The organism is Corynebacterium glyciniphilum AJ 3170 (assembly GCF_007673095.1).
Taxonomy (GTDB): domain Bacteria; phylum Actinomycetota; class Actinomycetes; order Mycobacteriales; family Mycobacteriaceae; genus Corynebacterium.
The window spans coordinates 1-15,964 of the sequence record NZ_VDYZ01000016.1 but is presented as its reverse complement, the minus strand read 5'-3'; the positions used below and the strand labels follow the sequence as shown (position 1 = coordinate 15,964).

General features: G+C 67.0%; 14 protein-coding genes and 1 tRNA gene. 4 read left to right on the top strand and 11 right to left on the bottom strand.

The genetic code is table 11. The annotated features are described in order from the left end of the window. Positions 1-13 precede the first annotated feature (13 nt). From FS507_RS14125 to FS507_RS14085, 9 genes are all read right to left on the bottom strand, one after another. The gene (locus FS507_RS14125; RefSeq protein ID WP_145943429.1) at positions 14-1,213 is read right to left on the bottom strand and encodes an HNH endonuclease signature motif containing protein; all 1,200 of its coding nucleotides are present in this window, start codon (positions 1,211-1,213) and stop codon (positions 14-16) included. A 101-nt stretch (positions 1,214-1,314) separates the two neighbouring features. Beyond that, positions 1,315-2,169, bottom strand: a complete 855-nt coding sequence (locus FS507_RS14120; RefSeq protein ID WP_145943428.1) for a spermidine synthase — start codon at positions 2,167-2,169, stop codon at positions 1,315-1,317. Next, the gene (gene pth, locus FS507_RS14115) at positions 2,166-2,810 is read right to left on the bottom strand and encodes an aminoacyl-tRNA hydrolase (protein WP_145943427.1); all 645 of its coding nucleotides are present in this window, start codon (positions 2,808-2,810) and stop codon (positions 2,166-2,168) included. Before pth (FS507_RS14115) ends, FS507_RS14120 begins: the two co-directional genes overlap by 4 nt. 10 nt (positions 2,811-2,820) lie before the next feature. Further along, positions 2,821-3,390, bottom strand: coding sequence for an aminoacyl-tRNA hydrolase (pth, locus tag FS507_RS14110; protein ID WP_145943426.1), 570 nt, complete (start codon positions 3,388-3,390; stop codon positions 2,821-2,823). A 35-nt stretch (positions 3,391-3,425) separates the two neighbouring features. After that, the gene (locus FS507_RS14105) at positions 3,426-4,052 is read right to left on the bottom strand and encodes a 50S ribosomal protein L25/general stress protein Ctc (protein WP_145943425.1); all 627 of its coding nucleotides are present in this window, start codon (positions 4,050-4,052) and stop codon (positions 3,426-3,428) included. A 166-nt stretch (positions 4,053-4,218) separates the two neighbouring features. Continuing rightward, positions 4,219-5,184: a ribose-phosphate diphosphokinase gene (locus tag FS507_RS14100; protein ID WP_038546968.1), complete on the bottom strand. Its 966-nt coding sequence runs from the start codon at positions 5,182-5,184 to the stop codon at positions 4,219-4,221. Positions 5,185-5,293: 109 nt separating this feature from the next. Beyond that, the gene (gene glmU, locus FS507_RS14095; protein WP_145943424.1) at positions 5,294-6,763 is read right to left on the bottom strand and encodes a bifunctional UDP-N-acetylglucosamine diphosphorylase/glucosamine-1-phosphate N-acetyltransferase GlmU; all 1,470 of its coding nucleotides are present in this window, start codon (positions 6,761-6,763) and stop codon (positions 5,294-5,296) included. An 81-nt stretch (positions 6,764-6,844) separates the two neighbouring features. Then, positions 6,845-8,188, bottom strand: a complete 1,344-nt coding sequence (locus FS507_RS14090) for a hypothetical protein (RefSeq protein WP_145943423.1) — start codon at positions 8,186-8,188, stop codon at positions 6,845-6,847. Positions 8,189-8,301: 113 nt separating this feature from the next. Beyond that, positions 8,302-8,373 (bottom strand) — tRNA-Gln (locus FS507_RS14085). A gap of 70 nt (positions 8,374-8,443) precedes the next feature. Between FS507_RS14085 and mfd the strand changes: the two genes are divergently transcribed. Both mfd and FS507_RS14075 read left to right on the top strand, forming a co-directional pair. Then, entirely contained in the window at positions 8,444-12,172 is a 3,729-nt protein-coding gene (gene mfd / locus FS507_RS14080; protein ID WP_186314694.1) for a transcription-repair coupling factor, read from the top strand. Positions 12,173-12,203: 31 nt separating this feature from the next. Then, positions 12,204-13,349, top strand: coding sequence for a MazG nucleotide pyrophosphohydrolase domain-containing protein (locus FS507_RS14075; RefSeq protein ID WP_145943422.1), 1,146 nt, complete (start codon positions 12,204-12,206; stop codon positions 13,347-13,349). 11 nt (positions 13,350-13,360) lie between these two features. On the opposite strand, the gene nrdF is transcribed toward FS507_RS14075, so the two are convergent. Together nrdF and nrdI are read right to left on the bottom strand one after the other, a co-directional pair. Next, positions 13,361-14,383, bottom strand: a complete 1,023-nt coding sequence (gene nrdF / locus FS507_RS14070) for a class 1b ribonucleoside-diphosphate reductase subunit beta (protein WP_145943421.1) — start codon at positions 14,381-14,383, stop codon at positions 13,361-13,363. Beyond that, entirely contained in the window at positions 14,380-14,856 is a 477-nt protein-coding gene (nrdI, locus tag FS507_RS14065; RefSeq protein ID WP_145943420.1) for a class Ib ribonucleoside-diphosphate reductase assembly flavoprotein NrdI, read from the bottom strand. Before nrdI ends, nrdF begins: the two co-directional genes overlap by 4 nt. 78 nt (positions 14,857-14,934) lie before the next feature. Here nrdI and FS507_RS14060 point away from each other — a divergent pair, with 78 nt between their 5' ends. Both FS507_RS14060 and FS507_RS14055 read left to right on the top strand, forming a co-directional pair. Continuing rightward, positions 14,935-15,366 (top strand): pyridoxamine 5'-phosphate oxidase family protein, encoded by a 432-nt coding sequence (locus FS507_RS14060; RefSeq protein ID WP_145943419.1) that lies wholly within the window; start codon positions 14,935-14,937, stop codon positions 15,364-15,366. Next, positions 15,363-15,869: a flavin reductase family protein gene (locus FS507_RS14055; RefSeq protein ID WP_145943418.1), complete on the top strand. Its 507-nt coding sequence runs from the start codon at positions 15,363-15,365 to the stop codon at positions 15,867-15,869. The genes FS507_RS14060 and FS507_RS14055 overlap by 4 nt, the downstream gene beginning before the upstream one ends. The last annotated feature ends 95 nt before the right edge of the window (positions 15,870-15,964 follow it).

Here is a 15,964-nt window from a genome sequence, read left to right as displayed (position 1 = left end):
TGGTGAACAGTGGTCAATCGGGTTGTCTCGCCGGGGACAGTGGGCCGGCGGCGACCGTGGTGACCCTGCTGCCGCCGGGGCCGTCCCAGCGCAGCGTGACCGCATCATCCGGGGTGCTGGGTTCCCACACCCCGGCGGTCTTGAGTACGTGGTGGGTCCGGCACAGACAGATCCCGTTGGTCACACTCGTCGGCCCGTTGCTGTCGGGGTCGGTGTGCGGGGAGTTGACCAGATGGTCATGCTCACAGTCGTCGGCGGGGATCTCGCAGCCGGGGAACCGGCAGTGCCCGTCACGTCCCTCAATCTGGACCCGCTGCAGGGTCGTGAACCGGTAGGCATCGGTGTCCGGAACCTGCTCGAGCGGCGGGAGCTGGCGGATGTGCCGGGCGATGGCTGTCAGTTCCGCGCCCGTGGCAGGGGACACCCACCCGGAACCGAGGATGTAGGACGCGGCGTCGTCACGCATGCGGTAGGTGTTCACCGTGACGTTGAGCTGATCACGCCGGCCGCCGAGCACACCGAGAGCGACCTCACCCCGGCACCGGGACATCGACGGAGGCGACGGCGGTGCGGTCTCTGGGGTCTGGTCGGCCTGGTCAGTAAGGACCTCCCGGCGCACCTCCAGCGCGGCAGTACTGATCGACGACCACAGTGCATCAGCGACGAACTCGCTGCCGCAGTCCAGGGTGAAGCGGCTCCCGCGACGTGTCAGGGACACCGCCGCAGCTTCCTCCTGTTCGGTCGCCTCCACGATCAGGGGAGCCACGGTGCACAGCACCTCGTCGGCGACATCCGCCAGTGCAGTCAACGCGGTGATGCCGGTGGTGGCGATCCAGTCGGCGATGCCGAGGGCGACGGCGGCGTCGAGACACTGCGGCACCTCTGCCCCGGCGGCCTGGAGTGCCGCGGCGTGCCGGTTGATGCGGCTCCAGATCGCGTCGAGATGGTCGACGGAGTAACGACCGTCGTCCCGGAAGTGGCTGAACAAGGTCGGCATGCGCTCGGCGATGTCGGCGGCATGGGCGTAACGGTAGGCCTCGCGGGTGGTCCTGCGTCGGACGGCCTGGGCGGTGGACAGGCGACTGTCCTCCGGGATGCTGACAAGGAAAGCGACGAGTTCGAGCTCGGCGGTGTTGATCTGGACGGAGTAGGTGGTGGCCAGAGAGGTGTAGCTCTGGCCGGTGGTGGGTTCGGTGGTGTAGGTGCTGGTCATGGTCCCCTCCTTGTGTATACGAACACTGTATCGCACAAGACGGACACGAAAACGCCAGAAGCAAACATCATTCGAACGCATGAGCGAAAAAGGTGGTGCAGCTACCCTTCCCACCGCGGCTTCGCACCGGAGAAGAACCGCCGCACCCAGGCGTCGTCCTTGTGCTGCGCCGGTACCGCGCCACCGAGAAGCTCACGGGTCACTGTGGCGTGGGCGGTCGATCCGGAGGCCAGCAGGGGGACATCCGACGCGAGCAGGATGATATTGCCGTACCGGCGCCCCTTGAGCATCGACGGATCCGCGATGACGGCCAGGTGTTCCCACACCTCGGCCATGCCTGCGAGCTCCGCCTTCGCGCCGCGCAGGTCGGAGTGGTCGCCGCAGTTGGCGATGTACACACCGCCGGGAGCGAGCCCGCGTCCGCAGTCCCGGAAGAACTCCACCGTGGTGAGGTTCGTCGGGGTGACCGCGCCGGCGAAGGCGTCGCGGATGATCACGTCGCGGCTGGCGGGGGCGAATGATTCTGCGACGTCACGGGCGTCGTCGACCCGGATCTTGACCCGCGGGGAGCGGGGGATGTCGAACCACTCGCGGGCGAGCCGGGCGAGCTCACCGTCGAGTTCGACGACGGTGTTGCGCGAGTCCGGGTAGACGTCCGCCACATAGCGGGCCAGCGTGCAGGCGCCGCCGCCGAGATGCGTGACCCGCAGGCTGGCCGGGTCCAGATGCCCGTTGACGTGCGCGCGTAGGCCGCTGGCGATCCACTGCATGTACTCGAAGACGAGCTGACGCGGGTCTCCGAGGACGACATGGCTGCTCGGGACACCGTTGACGCTGATCAGCCACCCGTCGGTGACGTGGGGATCCGGCTCGAGCTCGAGGATGCCGTAATCCCCCTCGTACGTCCCGGCGACAGGGGACGGCAGGCGGGCGGTCTTCTTCTTCGCGTTCCTCACGCCCGGGAGTGTATCTCGTTCTGCGCCGCCGAGAGCCCACGGGTGACGGTGATGTCGACGGCGTCGGCGGCGGTGTCGGAAGTGGCGTCCCAGTCGGTGTCGTCGTCCAGCGGGGCGAGGACATGGTCGGTCACGCCGGTACCCGCGGGAGGACGTCCGATGCCGACGCGGATGCGCACGTAGTCCCGGGTACCCAGTTCCGCGGTGACCGACTTCAGCCCGTTGTGACCGTTCTCGTTGCCACCGAGCTTCACCTTGACCTTCCCGGCGGGCAGGTCGAGTTCATCGTGGACGACGATGACATGGTCCGGGCTGACCCCGTAGCTGGTGGCGAGCGGGGCGACCGCCTCGCCGGACAGGTTCATGTACGTCGTCGAGCGCACCAGCAGCACGCCGTGACCGTCGATCTCCACCCGGGCGACCTGGGCTTTCGTCCCCGGGATGCCGAGCAGCTCGTCGGCGTCCGACCTGTCGAGCAGCCGGTCGGCGACGAGATAGCCGACGTTGTGCCGGGTCCCGGCATACCTCGCACCGGGATTTCCCAACCCGATGACCAGCCACTGGGCGGGCGCCAGGGCATCCGCTCCGGGAGAGGCGGGGCGACGTCGGACGAGGGCCGTCAGGCGGGAGAGCAGGCTCATACCGCTGAGTCTACCGACCGGCGGCCAGGTCGAGGATCAGGTCCGCGGCGTCCGCGAGAGTGATCGGCAGCTCCGCGCGTTCACTCTTCGAGAAGGGCTTGAGGACGTAGGACGCCGGTGCCATGCGTCCGGGTGGGCGTCCGATGCCGACCTGTACCCGCGGGAAGTCCCGGGTCCCCAGGGATTTCGCGATATCGCGGAGGCCGTTGTGCGAGTTCAGTCCTCCGCCGGACTTCATCTTCACCGTGCCCGGGTCGAGGTCCAGTTCGTCGTGGACGACGAGGACGGAGTCGACAGGTACCCGGTAGTAGGAGGCGAGCGCCTTCACCGGCCCACCCGACTGGTTCATGTAACTGCGGGGGACGGCGAGGACCGCGCGCCGGTCGCCGATCCGGGTCTCAGCGACCCGGGCGTTGAGTTTGCGGTTCGTGCTGAAGGTTGCCGGGCCCGTCGGGCCACCGCAGTGTCCGGCGAGTTCTTCGAGGACCATGGCACCGACGTTGTGGCGGGTGCCGTCGTACTGTGCCCCGGGGTTCCCGAGGCCGACAACGAGGAAGGGAGACCGGTCAGTGCTGTTCACTGATCCAGTCTCCCACACCGGGGTGCGGCGTAAAACTACTCCGCGGACTCCTCGGAGGGAGCCTCGGCCTCGGCGTCACCGGTGGCCTCGTCGGTCTCCTCGGGCTCCGCGGCGACCTCGGGCTCGATGATGTTGACGATCAGGGTGTCGGCGTCGGACACCAGGGAGGTGTTGCCCGGCATCTTCAGGTCGCCGGCGGTGATCTGGTCACCGATCAGCTTGCCCTCGATGGAGAAGGCGATCTCCTCGGGGATGGACAGCACGTCGGCCTCGATGGTGACGGTGTCGGCGTCCTGCACGACCTGGGTGCCCGGGGCGGCCTCGCCCTCGGCGACGACGGGGACGTCGACCTCGACGGTCTCGCCGCGCTTGACGGAGAGCAGGTCGGCGTGGTCGATGTCCAGGGTCAGGACGTTCTGGTCGACGGCCTTGATCATGCAGAGGTTGTCCTCGCCGTCGATCTCGACCTCGAGGATGGCGTTGGCGCCGTGGTTACGGACGATGCCCTGGAACTCGAGCAGCTCGAAGCTGACGTGGATCGGCTCGTGGAAGGATCCGTAGAGGACGGCCGGGATGCGCCAGTCGCGTCGCAGACGGCGGGAAGCGCCCTTGCCGAACTCGGTGCGCGGCAGGCCGCTGATGCGGGTGATGTTCGTTGCCATGGTGATCTCCTAGATGTCGGAACTGATCGGTCTCACGAAAAAAGCCGCAGACTCTGCTGCGGCTCATGGTGCGGTGACCGTCCCGTGGTGAAAGAACACCGTGGAACGTATGCGCGCCGATAACGGCCGGTATGAACCAGCCCTCGCCGAGACGGTCAAGAGTGTATCACTCGAAGAGGGTTGTGACCGAACCGTTCTCGAAGATCTCGTGGATGGTCTTGGCGACCAGCGGGGCGATCGGCAGGACGGTGAGGTTGTCCCAGCCTTCGGTGCTCTGCGGGAGCGTGTCGGTGGTGATGACCTCGCGGGCGCCGCAGTTGTCGAGGCGCTCCCGGGCCGGGTCGGAGAACACACCGTGGGTGGTGGCGATGATGACGTCGCCGGCACCGGCCTCACGCAGGACCTTCACCGCGCCGGCGATCGTTCCACCGGTGTCGATCATGTCGTCGAGCAGGACGCAGGTGCAGCCTTCGACGTCACCGACGACACGGTTGGCGGTGACGCTGTTGGCCACGTCGATGTCGCGGGTCTTGTGGACGAACGCCAGCGGAGCGCCGCCGAGCACGTTCGACCACTTCTCGGCGACCTTCACGCGACCGGCGTCGGGGGAGACCACGCAGAGGTTGTCCTTGCCGTACTTGTCGATGATGTAGTCGGTGAGGATCGGCATCGCGTGCATGTGGTCGACCGGGCCGTCGAAGTAACCCTGGATCTGGTCGGTGTGCAGGTCGACCGAGACGATGCGGTCGGCGCCGGCCGTCTTGAGCAGGTCGGCGATCAGCCGGGCGGAGATCGGCTCGCGGCCGCGGTGCTTCTTGTCCTGGCGGGCGTAGGGATAGAACGGCAGGATCGCGGTGATGCGCTTGGCGGATCCGCGCTTGAGCGCGTCGATCATGATCAGCTGTTCCATCACCCACTTGTTCAGCGGCTGGGGGTGGGACTGCAGGACGAAGGCGTCCGAGCCGCGGACCGACTCCTCGAACCGGACGAAGATCTCGCCGTTGGCGAAGTCGTGCGCCGTGGTGGGGGTCAGGGCGATCCCCAGCTCACGGGCGACGGCCTCGCCGAGCTCTGGGTGGGCACGACCGGAGAAGAGCATCAGGTTCTTCTGGTTGTCGATCCAGTGGGACACGGATTCTACGACCTTTCCGACTTGGGGAGGTTGTGGGGCATGAGCTTATCGCTGCTGTGAGTCTAAGACGGGGGCTTCGCGCGAACCAATCCGGCTAACCCCGCCGGGGTCAGGATTCCTCAGGCGTCTCAGGTGTCTCAGCAGCCTGGGCCGCCTCAGCCGCTTCAGCGGCGGAGCTTCCGGGCCGCTTGCGCTGGACCCAGCCCTCGATGTTGCGCTGCTGGCCGCCGGACACGGCCAATGCCCCGGCCGGGACGTCGTCCTTGATCACGGTCCCCGCACCCGAGTAGGCACCGTCCCCGACGGTGACAGGCGCGATGAACATCGTGTCGGAACCGGTCCGGACATGGGAGCCGACGGTGGTGTGGTGCTTGTTCACACCGTCGTAGTTGACGAAGACGCTGGACGCGCCGATGTTGGAGTATTCGCCGATCGTGGCGTCGCCGACGTAGGTCAGGTGGGGGACCTTCGAGCCACGGCCGATGGTGGCGTTCTTGGCCTCGACGAAACCACCGAGCTTGCCCTCCTCGCCCAGCACGGTGCCGGGGCGCAGGTAGGTGAAGGGGCCGACCTCGGCGTGCGCACCGATGACGGCGTTGAGTGCGTGGGTGCGCACGACCGACGCTCCCTCGCCGACCGTCACGTCCTGCAGCGTGGAATCCGGGCCGACCGTGGCACCGGCGGCGATCGAGGTGCGGCCCTTGAGCTGGGTGCCGGGCAGCACGGTGACGTCGGCACCGACGGTGACCTCGACGTCGATCCAGGTGGTGGCGGGATCGACGACGGTGGCGCCGCCCCGCATCGCGGCCTCGACCGTGCGCCGGTTGAGTTCCTTGCCGGCGGCGGCGAGCTGGACCCGGTCGTTGACGCCGGCGAGCTCACGGTAGTCCTCGGAGCGGTAGGCGCGTACCGGGTGGCCGTCGTGCCGGGCGATGCCGAGGACGTCGGTGAGGTAGAGCTCGCCCTGGGAGTTGTCCGTGCGCAGGCGGGTGAGCGCATCGCGCAGGATCGCGGCGTCGAAGGCGAAGACACCGGAGTTGATCTCGGTGACCTCACGTTCGGTCTCCGTTGCGTCCTTCTCCTCGACGATGGCCGTGACCTCGTTCTCGTCGTTGCGGATGATGCGGCCGTAACCGTAGGGGTCCGCCAGGTCGGTGGTCAGCACCGTCACGGCCGTCGGCACTTCGGTGTGTGCTGCGTGCAGGTGGCCGAGGGTGTCGCCGGTCAGCAGCGGGACGTCGGCGTTCGTCACGATGACGGTGCCCTCGAACCCCTCCAGTGCGGGCATGGCGCACTGGACGGCGTGGCCGGTACCGAGCTGCTCCTCCTGCACGGCGAGGTCAACCGGGGCGCTGAGCTCCCCGGCGATCGTCTCGGCGGCGGGGCCGACCTGGTCGCGGCCGTGACCGACGACGGCGACGATGCGCTCGGGGGAGACGGTGTCCGCAGCGTGCAGACTGTGCGCCAGCAGGGTCCGACCCCCGATGGAGTGCAGGGTCTTCTGCGTGGCGGATTTCATGCGGGTCCCGGCACCGGCGGCGAGTACGACGACGGCGACCGGCTTGTTCTGTTCAGTCACGATGGGCGGTGTCCTTACACATTGGCGGTCGGCTGCGGACGTGGATCACGCGAATGACCGACAGTCTAACGCCGCGGACGCTCAGGACCGGGAACCGCCCTCAGCGGGTTCCACGACCGCGACGACGGTGTCGGTGCCGTTGTTGTGGTTGACCGAGTCCGCGAACCAGCCGCGCCCCTGATCGTCGACGTGGATCGGCAACATGCCCTGTTCCATGAGCGCTTCCTCGTCACCGACCTGCATGGAGGCCGCGACCTGGGTGGCGTTGTCGCCGCTGCCTTGCTCGCCGTAGCCGTAGACGGTGCCGTCGTCGAGCGCGATGCGGGGTGTGAAGTCACCGCGACGCGACTGCTGGCACGACAGAATGCCGTTGTCCGCGTCGATGAGGTACTGGGCATACGAGACTGTACTGCCGTCCGTGGAGACGGAGAGCCGCTTGTCGTCGTCGGCGATGAAGCCTGCCGAGCAGTCGTCCTCCGTCCGGGCGACGATGTCGCCGTCGGAGATGTCGACAGCGATGGTTTCGGCGGGGGAGGACGGGCCCTCCGAGATCGAGAAGACGGCGTAGTCCCCGATGAGAGTGTTGAACTCGGCCCTTCCAGAGTCTGCGGAGTTCAGCAAGTCGTCCTGGGTCCATGAGTCGGTCTCGTACAGTGAGTCTTTCATCCCCATCATCGAACCGATGTTGTCCGTGCTGGGCACTAGGGTCTTCATGAGTGGCTCTGAGGCGGAAGCACCGTACCCGACGACCGTCGGAGAGTCCCCGTCGCCGTTGTCACTGTCGTGGACAAGCTCTCCGGTCAATGGGTCCAGCGTGTCTCCCCGGTACTCGACCAGGCCGGCGTGGATCCTGGCGATCTCGTCGACGCCATCGAGGGGTCCGTCGAACACAGATGAGCCGTCAGCGTCCCAGACGGCGAGGAAGACCTCAGCATCGGACGACGTTTCGTCTCCGAGCCGCCGGGAGTCGTTGGACTCCGGGACGCCCTTTCGCCACAGAGCGACGTAGTCCGTGCCCTCCCCGGAGAAAGAGTCGATCCTGTAGTCCTGCTGGGCGGCATTCTGCTTCAGCGGTGTGACGTCCAGAAGTGTGGTCCCGTCTCCCGTCGACCGCTTGATCTGGTTGAGACCTTCGCCAACATACAGGGCATCTCCGACGACGGCTCCGCTGGAGTCGACACCTCCGCCGATCATCGAGGACTCCAGGACCAAGGCGACAGATTCAGGATCCCAGCGTTCCGGGATGTCGTAGCTGAGCGAGAAGTCCGGTGCAGGATGGTTTTCCTGCTGCTCGTGCGAGGAGCCAGCGGCGGAGTCGTCATCGTCGCCGTTGTTGTCGCTGCAGGCGGTTACGGTGAAGACCAGGGCACCAGCCAGGAAGGCGGCGAGGGTGCCGCTGGAGCGGGATCGGAGGGGAGTGCGCATTCTTACCTCGGCGTCAGTCGCATATGAACATTTTCATGTGTGATTATGCATATTGCGACACCCGGGTGCGTGCTGTTCGGGGAAAACTCCCCGGAAGCTCCCACTGTCTGAAGCTCCCCCACCAGGACTCGAACCTGGAATGACGGTACCAAAAACCGCAGTGTTGCCGATTACACCATGGGGGAAGGGCCGGGTCGGTGCGTCCCGGTCAACCGGTCACTCTACCTGATGGTCGTCAGACTACGATGGTTGCCCATGAGTGCCACCCACACAACCCCGACACCTCCGCTGTCCGGGGTGCTGCGTTCTGTCGCCTCCGATCCGAAGTTGAGGGGCATGGTCACCCACGTCGGCGACCGGCGTCTGCACCTGCAGGGCCCGGAGGCGGCGTGGCCGTTCGCCGTCGGCGCGCTGGCACAGCGCGCCCCGGTGCTGCTGGTGACCGCGACGGGGCGCCAGGCGGAGGATCTGACGGCCCAGCTCACCGCGATGCTGGGGGACACGGTGGCGATGGTGCCGTCCTGGGAGACGTTGCCGCACGAGCGGCTGTCGCCGGGTGTGGAGACGGTGTCGCAGCGTCGTCAGGCGCTCTACCGGCTCGCCCACGGCCAGGTGCAGGTGCTCGTCGCCCCCACCCGCTCGGTGGTCCAGCCGGTGATGGCCGGCCTGGGGGACGTGGAACCGGTGCGGCTGGTGGAAGGCGAGGAACTCGACTTCGCCGAGGTGCAGAAGCGCCTGGTGGAATTCGGTTACACCCACTCCGACGTGGTCGGTCGCCGCGGGGAGTTCGCGACCCGCGGCGGGATCCTCGACATCTTCCCGGCGACCGCGGAGATGCCGGTGCGCGTCGAGTTCTGGGGTGACGAGGTCAGTGAGGTCCGCGCCTTCTCGGTGGGGGACCAGCGGACGATCCCGGAGGCGGTCACGCAGGCGGTCTTCGTCCACCCCGTCCGGGAACTCCTGATCACCGACGACGTCGCGCGGCGGGCGGAGTCGCTGGCGCGGGAGAACGCGGGGAACCCGGAGCTGGCGGAGGCGTTCGACAAGATCAGCCAGCACACCCCGGTGCAGGGCATGGAGTCGCTGATCCCGCTGCTCTACGGCGGGCCGATGCAGACGTTGCCTGAGCTCATGCCCGACGGCGCCCATACCGTGGTGCTCGCACCGGCCGCCGTGCAGCGACGCGCCGAGGACCTCATCGCGACCGGTCGGGAGTTCCTTGCCGCGGGCTGGGAGGTCGCGGCGATGGGTGGTGCCGCTCCGGTGGACGTCAGTGCCATCGCCGACGGTTCCGGTGACCGGGACGTGGACCGGGCGGGCTACCGGAGCCTGGCGTCGCTGCAGAAGACGCAGGACGCGTTGGGGGTGCCGTGGTGGACGTTGTCGCCGACCGGCGTGGCAGACTGGGACGACAGCGATGAGGGGGACGACGGTGATGCTGAGCCGCTGCTGCTCGACTTCGACGTCGCACCGGCACCGCACGGCGAGATGGAGGCCATCGGCCAGCTGATGTCCACGATCCGTCGTCGGGTGGAGGACGGCGGACGGGTGGCCTACGCCGCACCGTCGCCGACGATCGTTGCCCGGATGCTCCGGCGGTTCCGGGAGGCGGGGATCGCCGCGGAGGCCGTGGGCGTGGACCTGGACGGGATCACCGGGCAGGGCAGGATGCGGCGGTCGAAGCGCACCCCCGACGAGCTTCCCGCCACCGGGACGGTCAGCATCTACCAGGCTGCGGCGCATGCCGGGCTGGACACCCGTGAACTGCTGTTCATCACCGAGTCCGACGTCACGGGCAACCGTGTGGAGGCCAGTGCGACCGGGCGCCGTAAGCCCGCCAAGAAGCGCAACCGGGTGGACCCGCTGGCACTGGCCCCGGGCGACCTCGTCGTCCATGACCAGCACGGCATCGGCAAGTTCGTGAAGATGACCGAGCGGACGATCGGCAAGGGGCCGGACGCGTCCCGACGTGAGTACCTGGTGCTGGAGTACGCCCCGTCGAAGCGGGGCGGCCCCGGTGACCAGCTCTACGTCCCGATGGACCAGCTGGACCTGCTGTCCCGCTATGTCGGCGGTGAGAAGCCGTCGCTGTCGAAGATGGGCGGGTCGGACTGGAAGAACACCAAGAAGAAGGCCCGTGGGGCGGTCCGGGAGATCGCCGGGGAGCTGGTGCAGCTCTACGCGGCCCGGCAGGCCGCACCGGGTTACGCCTTCGACCCGGACTCGCCGTGGCAGCGGCAGATGGAGGAGGCGTTCCCCTTCACCGAGACCGAGGACCAGTTCAACGCCATCGAGGCGGTGAAGGGTGACATGGAGAAGCCGGTGCCGATGGACCGGGTGATCGTCGGTGACGTCGGCTACGGCAAGACCGAGGTGGCGGTGCGTGCGGCGTTCAAGGCGGTGCAGTCCGGCAAGCAGGTCGCCCTGCTGGTACCGACCACGCTGCTGGCGCAGCAGCACTACCGCACGTTCATCGACCGGATGCAGGACTTCCCCACACAGATCCGGGAACTGTCGCGGTTCACCTCGCCGAAGGAGTCCGCGGAGATCTTCGCGGGCATGGCCGACGGCACCGTCGACATCGTGATCGGCACCCACCGGTTGCTGGGTACCGGTATCCAGTGGAAGAACCTGGGGCTGATCGTCGTCGACGAGGAGCAGCGCTTCGGCGTGGAGCACAAGGAACACATCAAGTCGCTGCGTACCCACGTCGACGTGCTGACGATGTCGGCCACACCGATCCCGCGCACCCTGGAGATGTCGATGGCGGGCATCCGTGAGATGTCGACGATCCTCACCCCGCCGCAGGACCGACATCCGGTGCTGACCTACGTCGGCTCGCAGGACGAGAAGCACGTGGCCGCGGCGATCCGCCGGGAACTGCTGCGCGACGGGCAGGTCTTCTACGTCCACAACAAGGTCAAGAGCATCGAGGACACCGCCTCGCGGATCCGGCAGCTCGTCCCGGAGGCGCGGGTGGTCGTCGCCCACGGGCAGATGAGCGAGGAACAGCTGGAGACCACGGTGCAGGGGTTCTGGGACCGTGAGTTCGACGTGCTGGTGTGCACCACCATCGTCGAGACCGGGCTGGACATCGCCAACGCCAACACCCTGATCGTGGAGAACGCCCACCACATGGGTCTGTCCCAGCTGCACCAGCTGCGTGGTCGGGTCGGACGCTCGCGTGAGCGCGCCTACGCCTACTTCCTCTACCCGAAGGGCGAGACACTCACCGAGACATCCTACGACCGGCTGACCACGATCGCGCAGAACAATGACCTCGGCGCGGGCATGGCGGTGGCGATGAAGGACCTGGAGATGCGTGGTGCGGGCAACGTCCTGGGTGCCGAGCAGTCCGGCCACATCGCCGGGGTCGGGTTCGACCTCTACGTCCGGCTCGTCGGTGAAGCTGTCGAGGCCTTCCGTGCGATGGCCGACGGCGAGACGGTCGACGGCTCGGACACGGCGGAACGTCGCGAGATCCGGATCGACCTGCCGGTCGACGCCCACATCCCGGTGACCTACATCGCCAGTGAACGGCTGCGGCTGGAGGCCTACCGCAAGTTCGCCGAAGCCACCGACGACGAGGCACTGGAGCAGGTCCTGGAGGAGCTGCGTGACCGTTACGGTGACATCCCCGAGGAGGTGCAGCGGCTCGTGGTCGTCGCACGCCTGCGGATGGTCTGCCGGGACCTGGACGTCACCGAGGTCATCCAGACCGGGGCGAAGATCAGTTTCTCCCCGATCACGCTGGCGGACTCCGGTCAGGTGCGTCTCAAGCGGTTGTTCCCCGCGGCGACGTACCGGGCGACACCGAAGACGGTGCTGGTCCCGGTGCCGAAGGAGGGGTCCGGCATGCGGGCCGTGGCGCTGCGCGACCTCGACCTGGTCCAGTGGTGCGCCAACGTGTTGACCGACCTGGCGGGCGTGCCGCGACGTGACGTCACGGCGGTGGCCGGACACACGGAGCCGGTTACCCGCTGAGACCGGACGGTCACCCGGTACACTTACCCCCATGTCAGTCGTGCTGCTGGATCCCAGGTTCCCCGCGATGCTGCCTGTGGAGGCGGTACCGCTGCTCGGTGATGACGTCTGCTACACCGAGGAGGTGCCCGTACGGATCCGTTGGGTCATCGCCGACCTCGGCGGGCACACGGTGGACGACACCGAGGTGATCGTCACCACTGACCTCGCCAATGAAGCCGTCATGGAGCGGCTTGAGCGCGGGGACACGCTGGTCAAGGCGCCGAGTCTGCTGATGGAGATGGCCGGGGACCGGGAGATCGAGGCGGCGTCGGACCCGGCGCTGACTGCGACGACCGGGCAGCAACCGGCAGCAGTGGACTACTCGGGCGGCGGCGTCGTGGACGGGGAGATCGTCGGCACGGACGACCACACCGCCGCCGTGGCCGGACTGCGTCGGACCTCGCGCACCGAGGTGCCGTCGTCGGTGATGGACGAGGTCGAGGACGCCGTGGCCTTGATGACCCGCGCGATGCGGCAGGGCGAGTGGGAGCAGTCCCAGACCCACCACTCGTTGCTGGCCTACCTGCGGGAGGAGACCGAGGAACTGGCCGAGGTTATCGACCAGGTGGGCCCCGGTGAGGACGAGTCCGGAATCGACCAGCAGGAGCTGTGCACGGAACTCTCGGACATCCTGCTGCAGGTGCTCTTCCACGCCGAGATCGCCAACCGGCGGGGCGCGTTCGACATCGGGCACGTCGCCGGCGCGTTCGTGGCGAAGATGCGGTCACGGGCGCCGTACCTCTTCGAGGAGGTGGAGCGCCCGGTGTCCCGCGACGAGCAGGACCGCCTGTGGGCGGAAGGACGGGTGGCTGAGGGCAAGCCGGCGCACAAGGAGGAGCCGACACACCGGGAGGAACCGCATGCGACGACATTCGCCGCGGTGAAGAACCCGGCAGGGACTCCCTCGGCACCATCGGCACCATCGGCACTGGCTGCGGCGGAAGAGGTCATCATCCTGGCCCGTCGCAACGGTCTGGCCGACTCCGAGATCCCGACGGACATCCGGTTCCCGATGATCGGGCTGGAACGGGACAATGTCGGCGACTCGGACAACCGGCTGATCACCGCGGTGGAGACGTTCCGCCGTGAGCTGGAGCACCGTTTCGGGGAATCCGCCGACAGCTGGGGGAAGTAGCGCGAGGGCGGTCAGAACGACCAGTCGGATTCCTCGGTGGCCTCGGTGCGCCCGATCACGTAGGCGGACCCTGAACCGCTGAAGAAGTCGTGGGTTTCGGCCGATTCGGGTGACAGTGCGGCGAGGATCTCCGGTTCGACCCCTGCCGACTCCTTCTCGTACTGCGGGGTGTATCCGAGGTTCATCAGGGCCTTGTCTGCGTTGTAGTGGACGAAGGCGTCGACCCCGGAGTACCTGAGTCTGTTGCCGGGCTCGTCGGTGACGAGCTGATAGAGGTCCTCGGAGTACTCGCGCTCCAGGGCGAGGAGATCCGCGGTGAAACCCATGGTGAAGTCCTCCATTTCTCCGGCGCGCTCAGGATGTGCCTCCAGGCCCTGCTGGTACTTGTAACCGGAGTAGTAGCCGTGCACGGCTTTGTCCCGCAGGATGAGCCGGATCATGTCCGCCGTGTTCATCATCACCCCACGGCTGGAGAACCACAGCGGCAGGTAGAACCCCGCGTAGAGAAGCAGGGACGACAGCAGTGTCGCCGCGACCTTGCGTTTCAGCGGATCGTCTGACCGGTAGTGGGCCATGACGTCGGTGGCACGGCGTTGAAGCACCGTATTGCCCACGGACCAGGTGTAGGCGTCCTGGATTTCGGCTGAACTGCACATGGTGCTGAACACCGAACTGTAACTACGGGCGTGGACCGCCTGCATGAAGGCGATGTTGGCGTAGACGGCCTGCTCGTGTTCGGTGCGGGCGTCGGGGATCTGGCTGATCTCCCCGACGGTCGCCTGGACGGTGTCCAGGAGCGTCAGACCGGTGAATACCCGTGTCGTCAGCGTCCGTTGCCGGTCGCTGAGGCTCGCCCAGTTGCTGAGGTCATTCGACAGCGGGACTTTCTCGGGCAGCCAGAAGTTGCTGGTCAGACGCTGCCAGATCTCCAGGTCCTTGGAGTCCTGGATCCGGTTCCAGTTCACCGGGCGGAGGGGCACTCCTGAGCCCGGCCGCCACTGCGGGGGAGTCTGTGAATGGTCGATGTAGGTCATGGATTCTCCTTGTTGACTGCGGGGAGTGGACGAGGGGTGCCGGCACAGAGTCGGTCCCAGTGGTGGAGCAGGCCGTCGTGGACGGTGTCCACGTCGCGCCGGGTTCCGAGGAGCTCGAAGCGGTAGAGCTCGGGTACCTCGCACTTCCTTGCGATGATCGGCCCCGCAGCGCAGTAGGCCGCACCGAAATTCGTGTTCCCGGCGGTGATGACGCCACGGATCCACTGCCTGTTGGCCGGGTCGTTGAGGAAGTGGATCACCTGGCGAGGGACGGTTCTTCCGGAGGCACCGCCACCGTAGGTCGGGGTCACCAACACGAATGGTTGTCGGACCGCGAGTGGGGGGTCGCCACGACGCAGGGGGATCCGGGCCGACGGGAGGCCGACTTTGCCGATGAACCGGCGCGTGTTTTCTGACACCGAGGAGAAGTACACGAGCAGAGGGCCGTGTCGCGAGTCGAAGTTCAATGGCATGAACTTAAATGTACCACGCGACGAACACCGTGCTAGGATCGCCGATGTGACCTTGTCCCCACTAGCGAAGGAGAACTGATGTCCCACGAGACAAAGATCACGGAACCCATGAAAAGCATGCTCGGAACCCAGCTGCCGATACTTGCGACGGTCAGTGACCCGACAACCCCGAACATCGGCCCGAAGCGGTCGCTCCGCGTCTACGACGACCACACCCTGATCTACAACGAGAACACCGGCGGACAGCACCTCGACAACATCGAGGCAGGATCGCGGGTCGCTGTCGCTGTGATCGACCGTGAGGCGCTCGACGGCTACCGCTTCCTCGGCCGTGCCGAGGTGGCCACTGACGGTCCGGCGTGGGACAACTGCCTCGAGTTCGCAGCCGCCAACGGAATGAAGGAACCGAAGCGTGCCGTCCTGATCCACCTCGACACGATCTACTCCCTGGCATCCGGGGCGAAGGCAGGAACGGTGATCACCGACGAGACCCCGGGGTCCTCGGAATGACGGTGACGGCCGCAGGGTTCCGGACGCTGTTCCGGAGCGTTCCGCAGGACGTCTGGATCGTCACGACCAGGGACCCGGACGGCAGTCCGGTCGGTACGACGGTGTCGTCGTTGACCTCGGTGTCGTCGGACCCGCCGACAGTCGTGTTCTCCCTCCGGGAGAGTGCGTCGGTGCTGCCGCAGTTTCTCGCCGCGGAGCAGGTCCTCGTCCACGCGGTGTCGACCGAGGGAGTCGAGGCCGCACGGACATGCGCTGAACACGGCGCGGACCGGTTCGCGCAGGTTGAGTGGCAGACCGGTCTCGGCGGCCTTCCCCAGGTCGACGGTGTGTACGGCTGCCTGCTCACCCGGGTGACCAGGACCATCCCCGTTGCAGGAAGTGCTCTGTTCATCTGTCCCGTCCAGGCCACCTGGATCCCGGGATCCGCCGGGCCACCGGCGCTCTACCGGGACAGGTCATTCAACTGGACGGTCGCAGAGTCCGGACCGGAGAGTGAGTACTGATGACCACCACGATGCAGGCCGATCAGTTGGATTACCACCAGCTCAATGCGCTGCTCAATCTGTACGATGCCGACGGTCAGATCCAGTTCGACAAG

What these genes read in the sequence shown, in the direction of transcription:
- FS507_RS14125 (WP_145943429.1), bottom strand. Translation starts at nt 1,213, where the DNA reads ATGACCAGCACCTACACCACCGAACCCACCACCGGCCAGAGCTACACC.
- pth (WP_145943427.1), bottom strand. Translation starts at nt 2,810, where the DNA reads ATGAGCCTGCTCTCCCGCCTGACGGCCCTCGTCCGACGTCGCCCCGCC.
- FS507_RS14105 (WP_145943425.1), bottom strand. Translation starts at nt 4,052, where the DNA reads ATGGCAACGAACATCACCCGCATCAGCGGCCTGCCGCGCACCGAGTTC.
- FS507_RS14090 (WP_145943423.1), bottom strand. Translation starts at nt 8,188, where the DNA reads ATGCGCACTCCCCTCCGATCCCGCTCCAGCGGCACCCTCGCCGCCTTC.
- mfd (WP_186314694.1), top strand. Translation starts at nt 8,444, where the DNA reads ATGAGTGCCACCCACACAACCCCGACACCTCCGCTGTCCGGGGTGCTG.
- FS507_RS14075 (WP_145943422.1), top strand. Translation starts at nt 12,204, where the DNA reads ATGTCAGTCGTGCTGCTGGATCCCAGGTTCCCCGCGATGCTGCCTGTG.
- nrdF (WP_145943421.1), bottom strand. Translation starts at nt 14,383, where the DNA reads ATGACCTACATCGACCATTCACAGACTCCCCCGCAGTGGCGGCCGGGC.
- nrdI (WP_145943420.1), bottom strand. Translation starts at nt 14,856, where the DNA reads ATGCCATTGAACTTCGACTCGCGACACGGCCCTCTGCTCGTGTACTTC.
- FS507_RS14060 (WP_145943419.1), top strand. Translation starts at nt 14,935, where the DNA reads ATGTCCCACGAGACAAAGATCACGGAACCCATGAAAAGCATGCTCGGA.
- FS507_RS14055 (WP_145943418.1), top strand. Translation starts at nt 15,363, where the DNA reads ATGACGGTGACGGCCGCAGGGTTCCGGACGCTGTTCCGGAGCGTTCCG.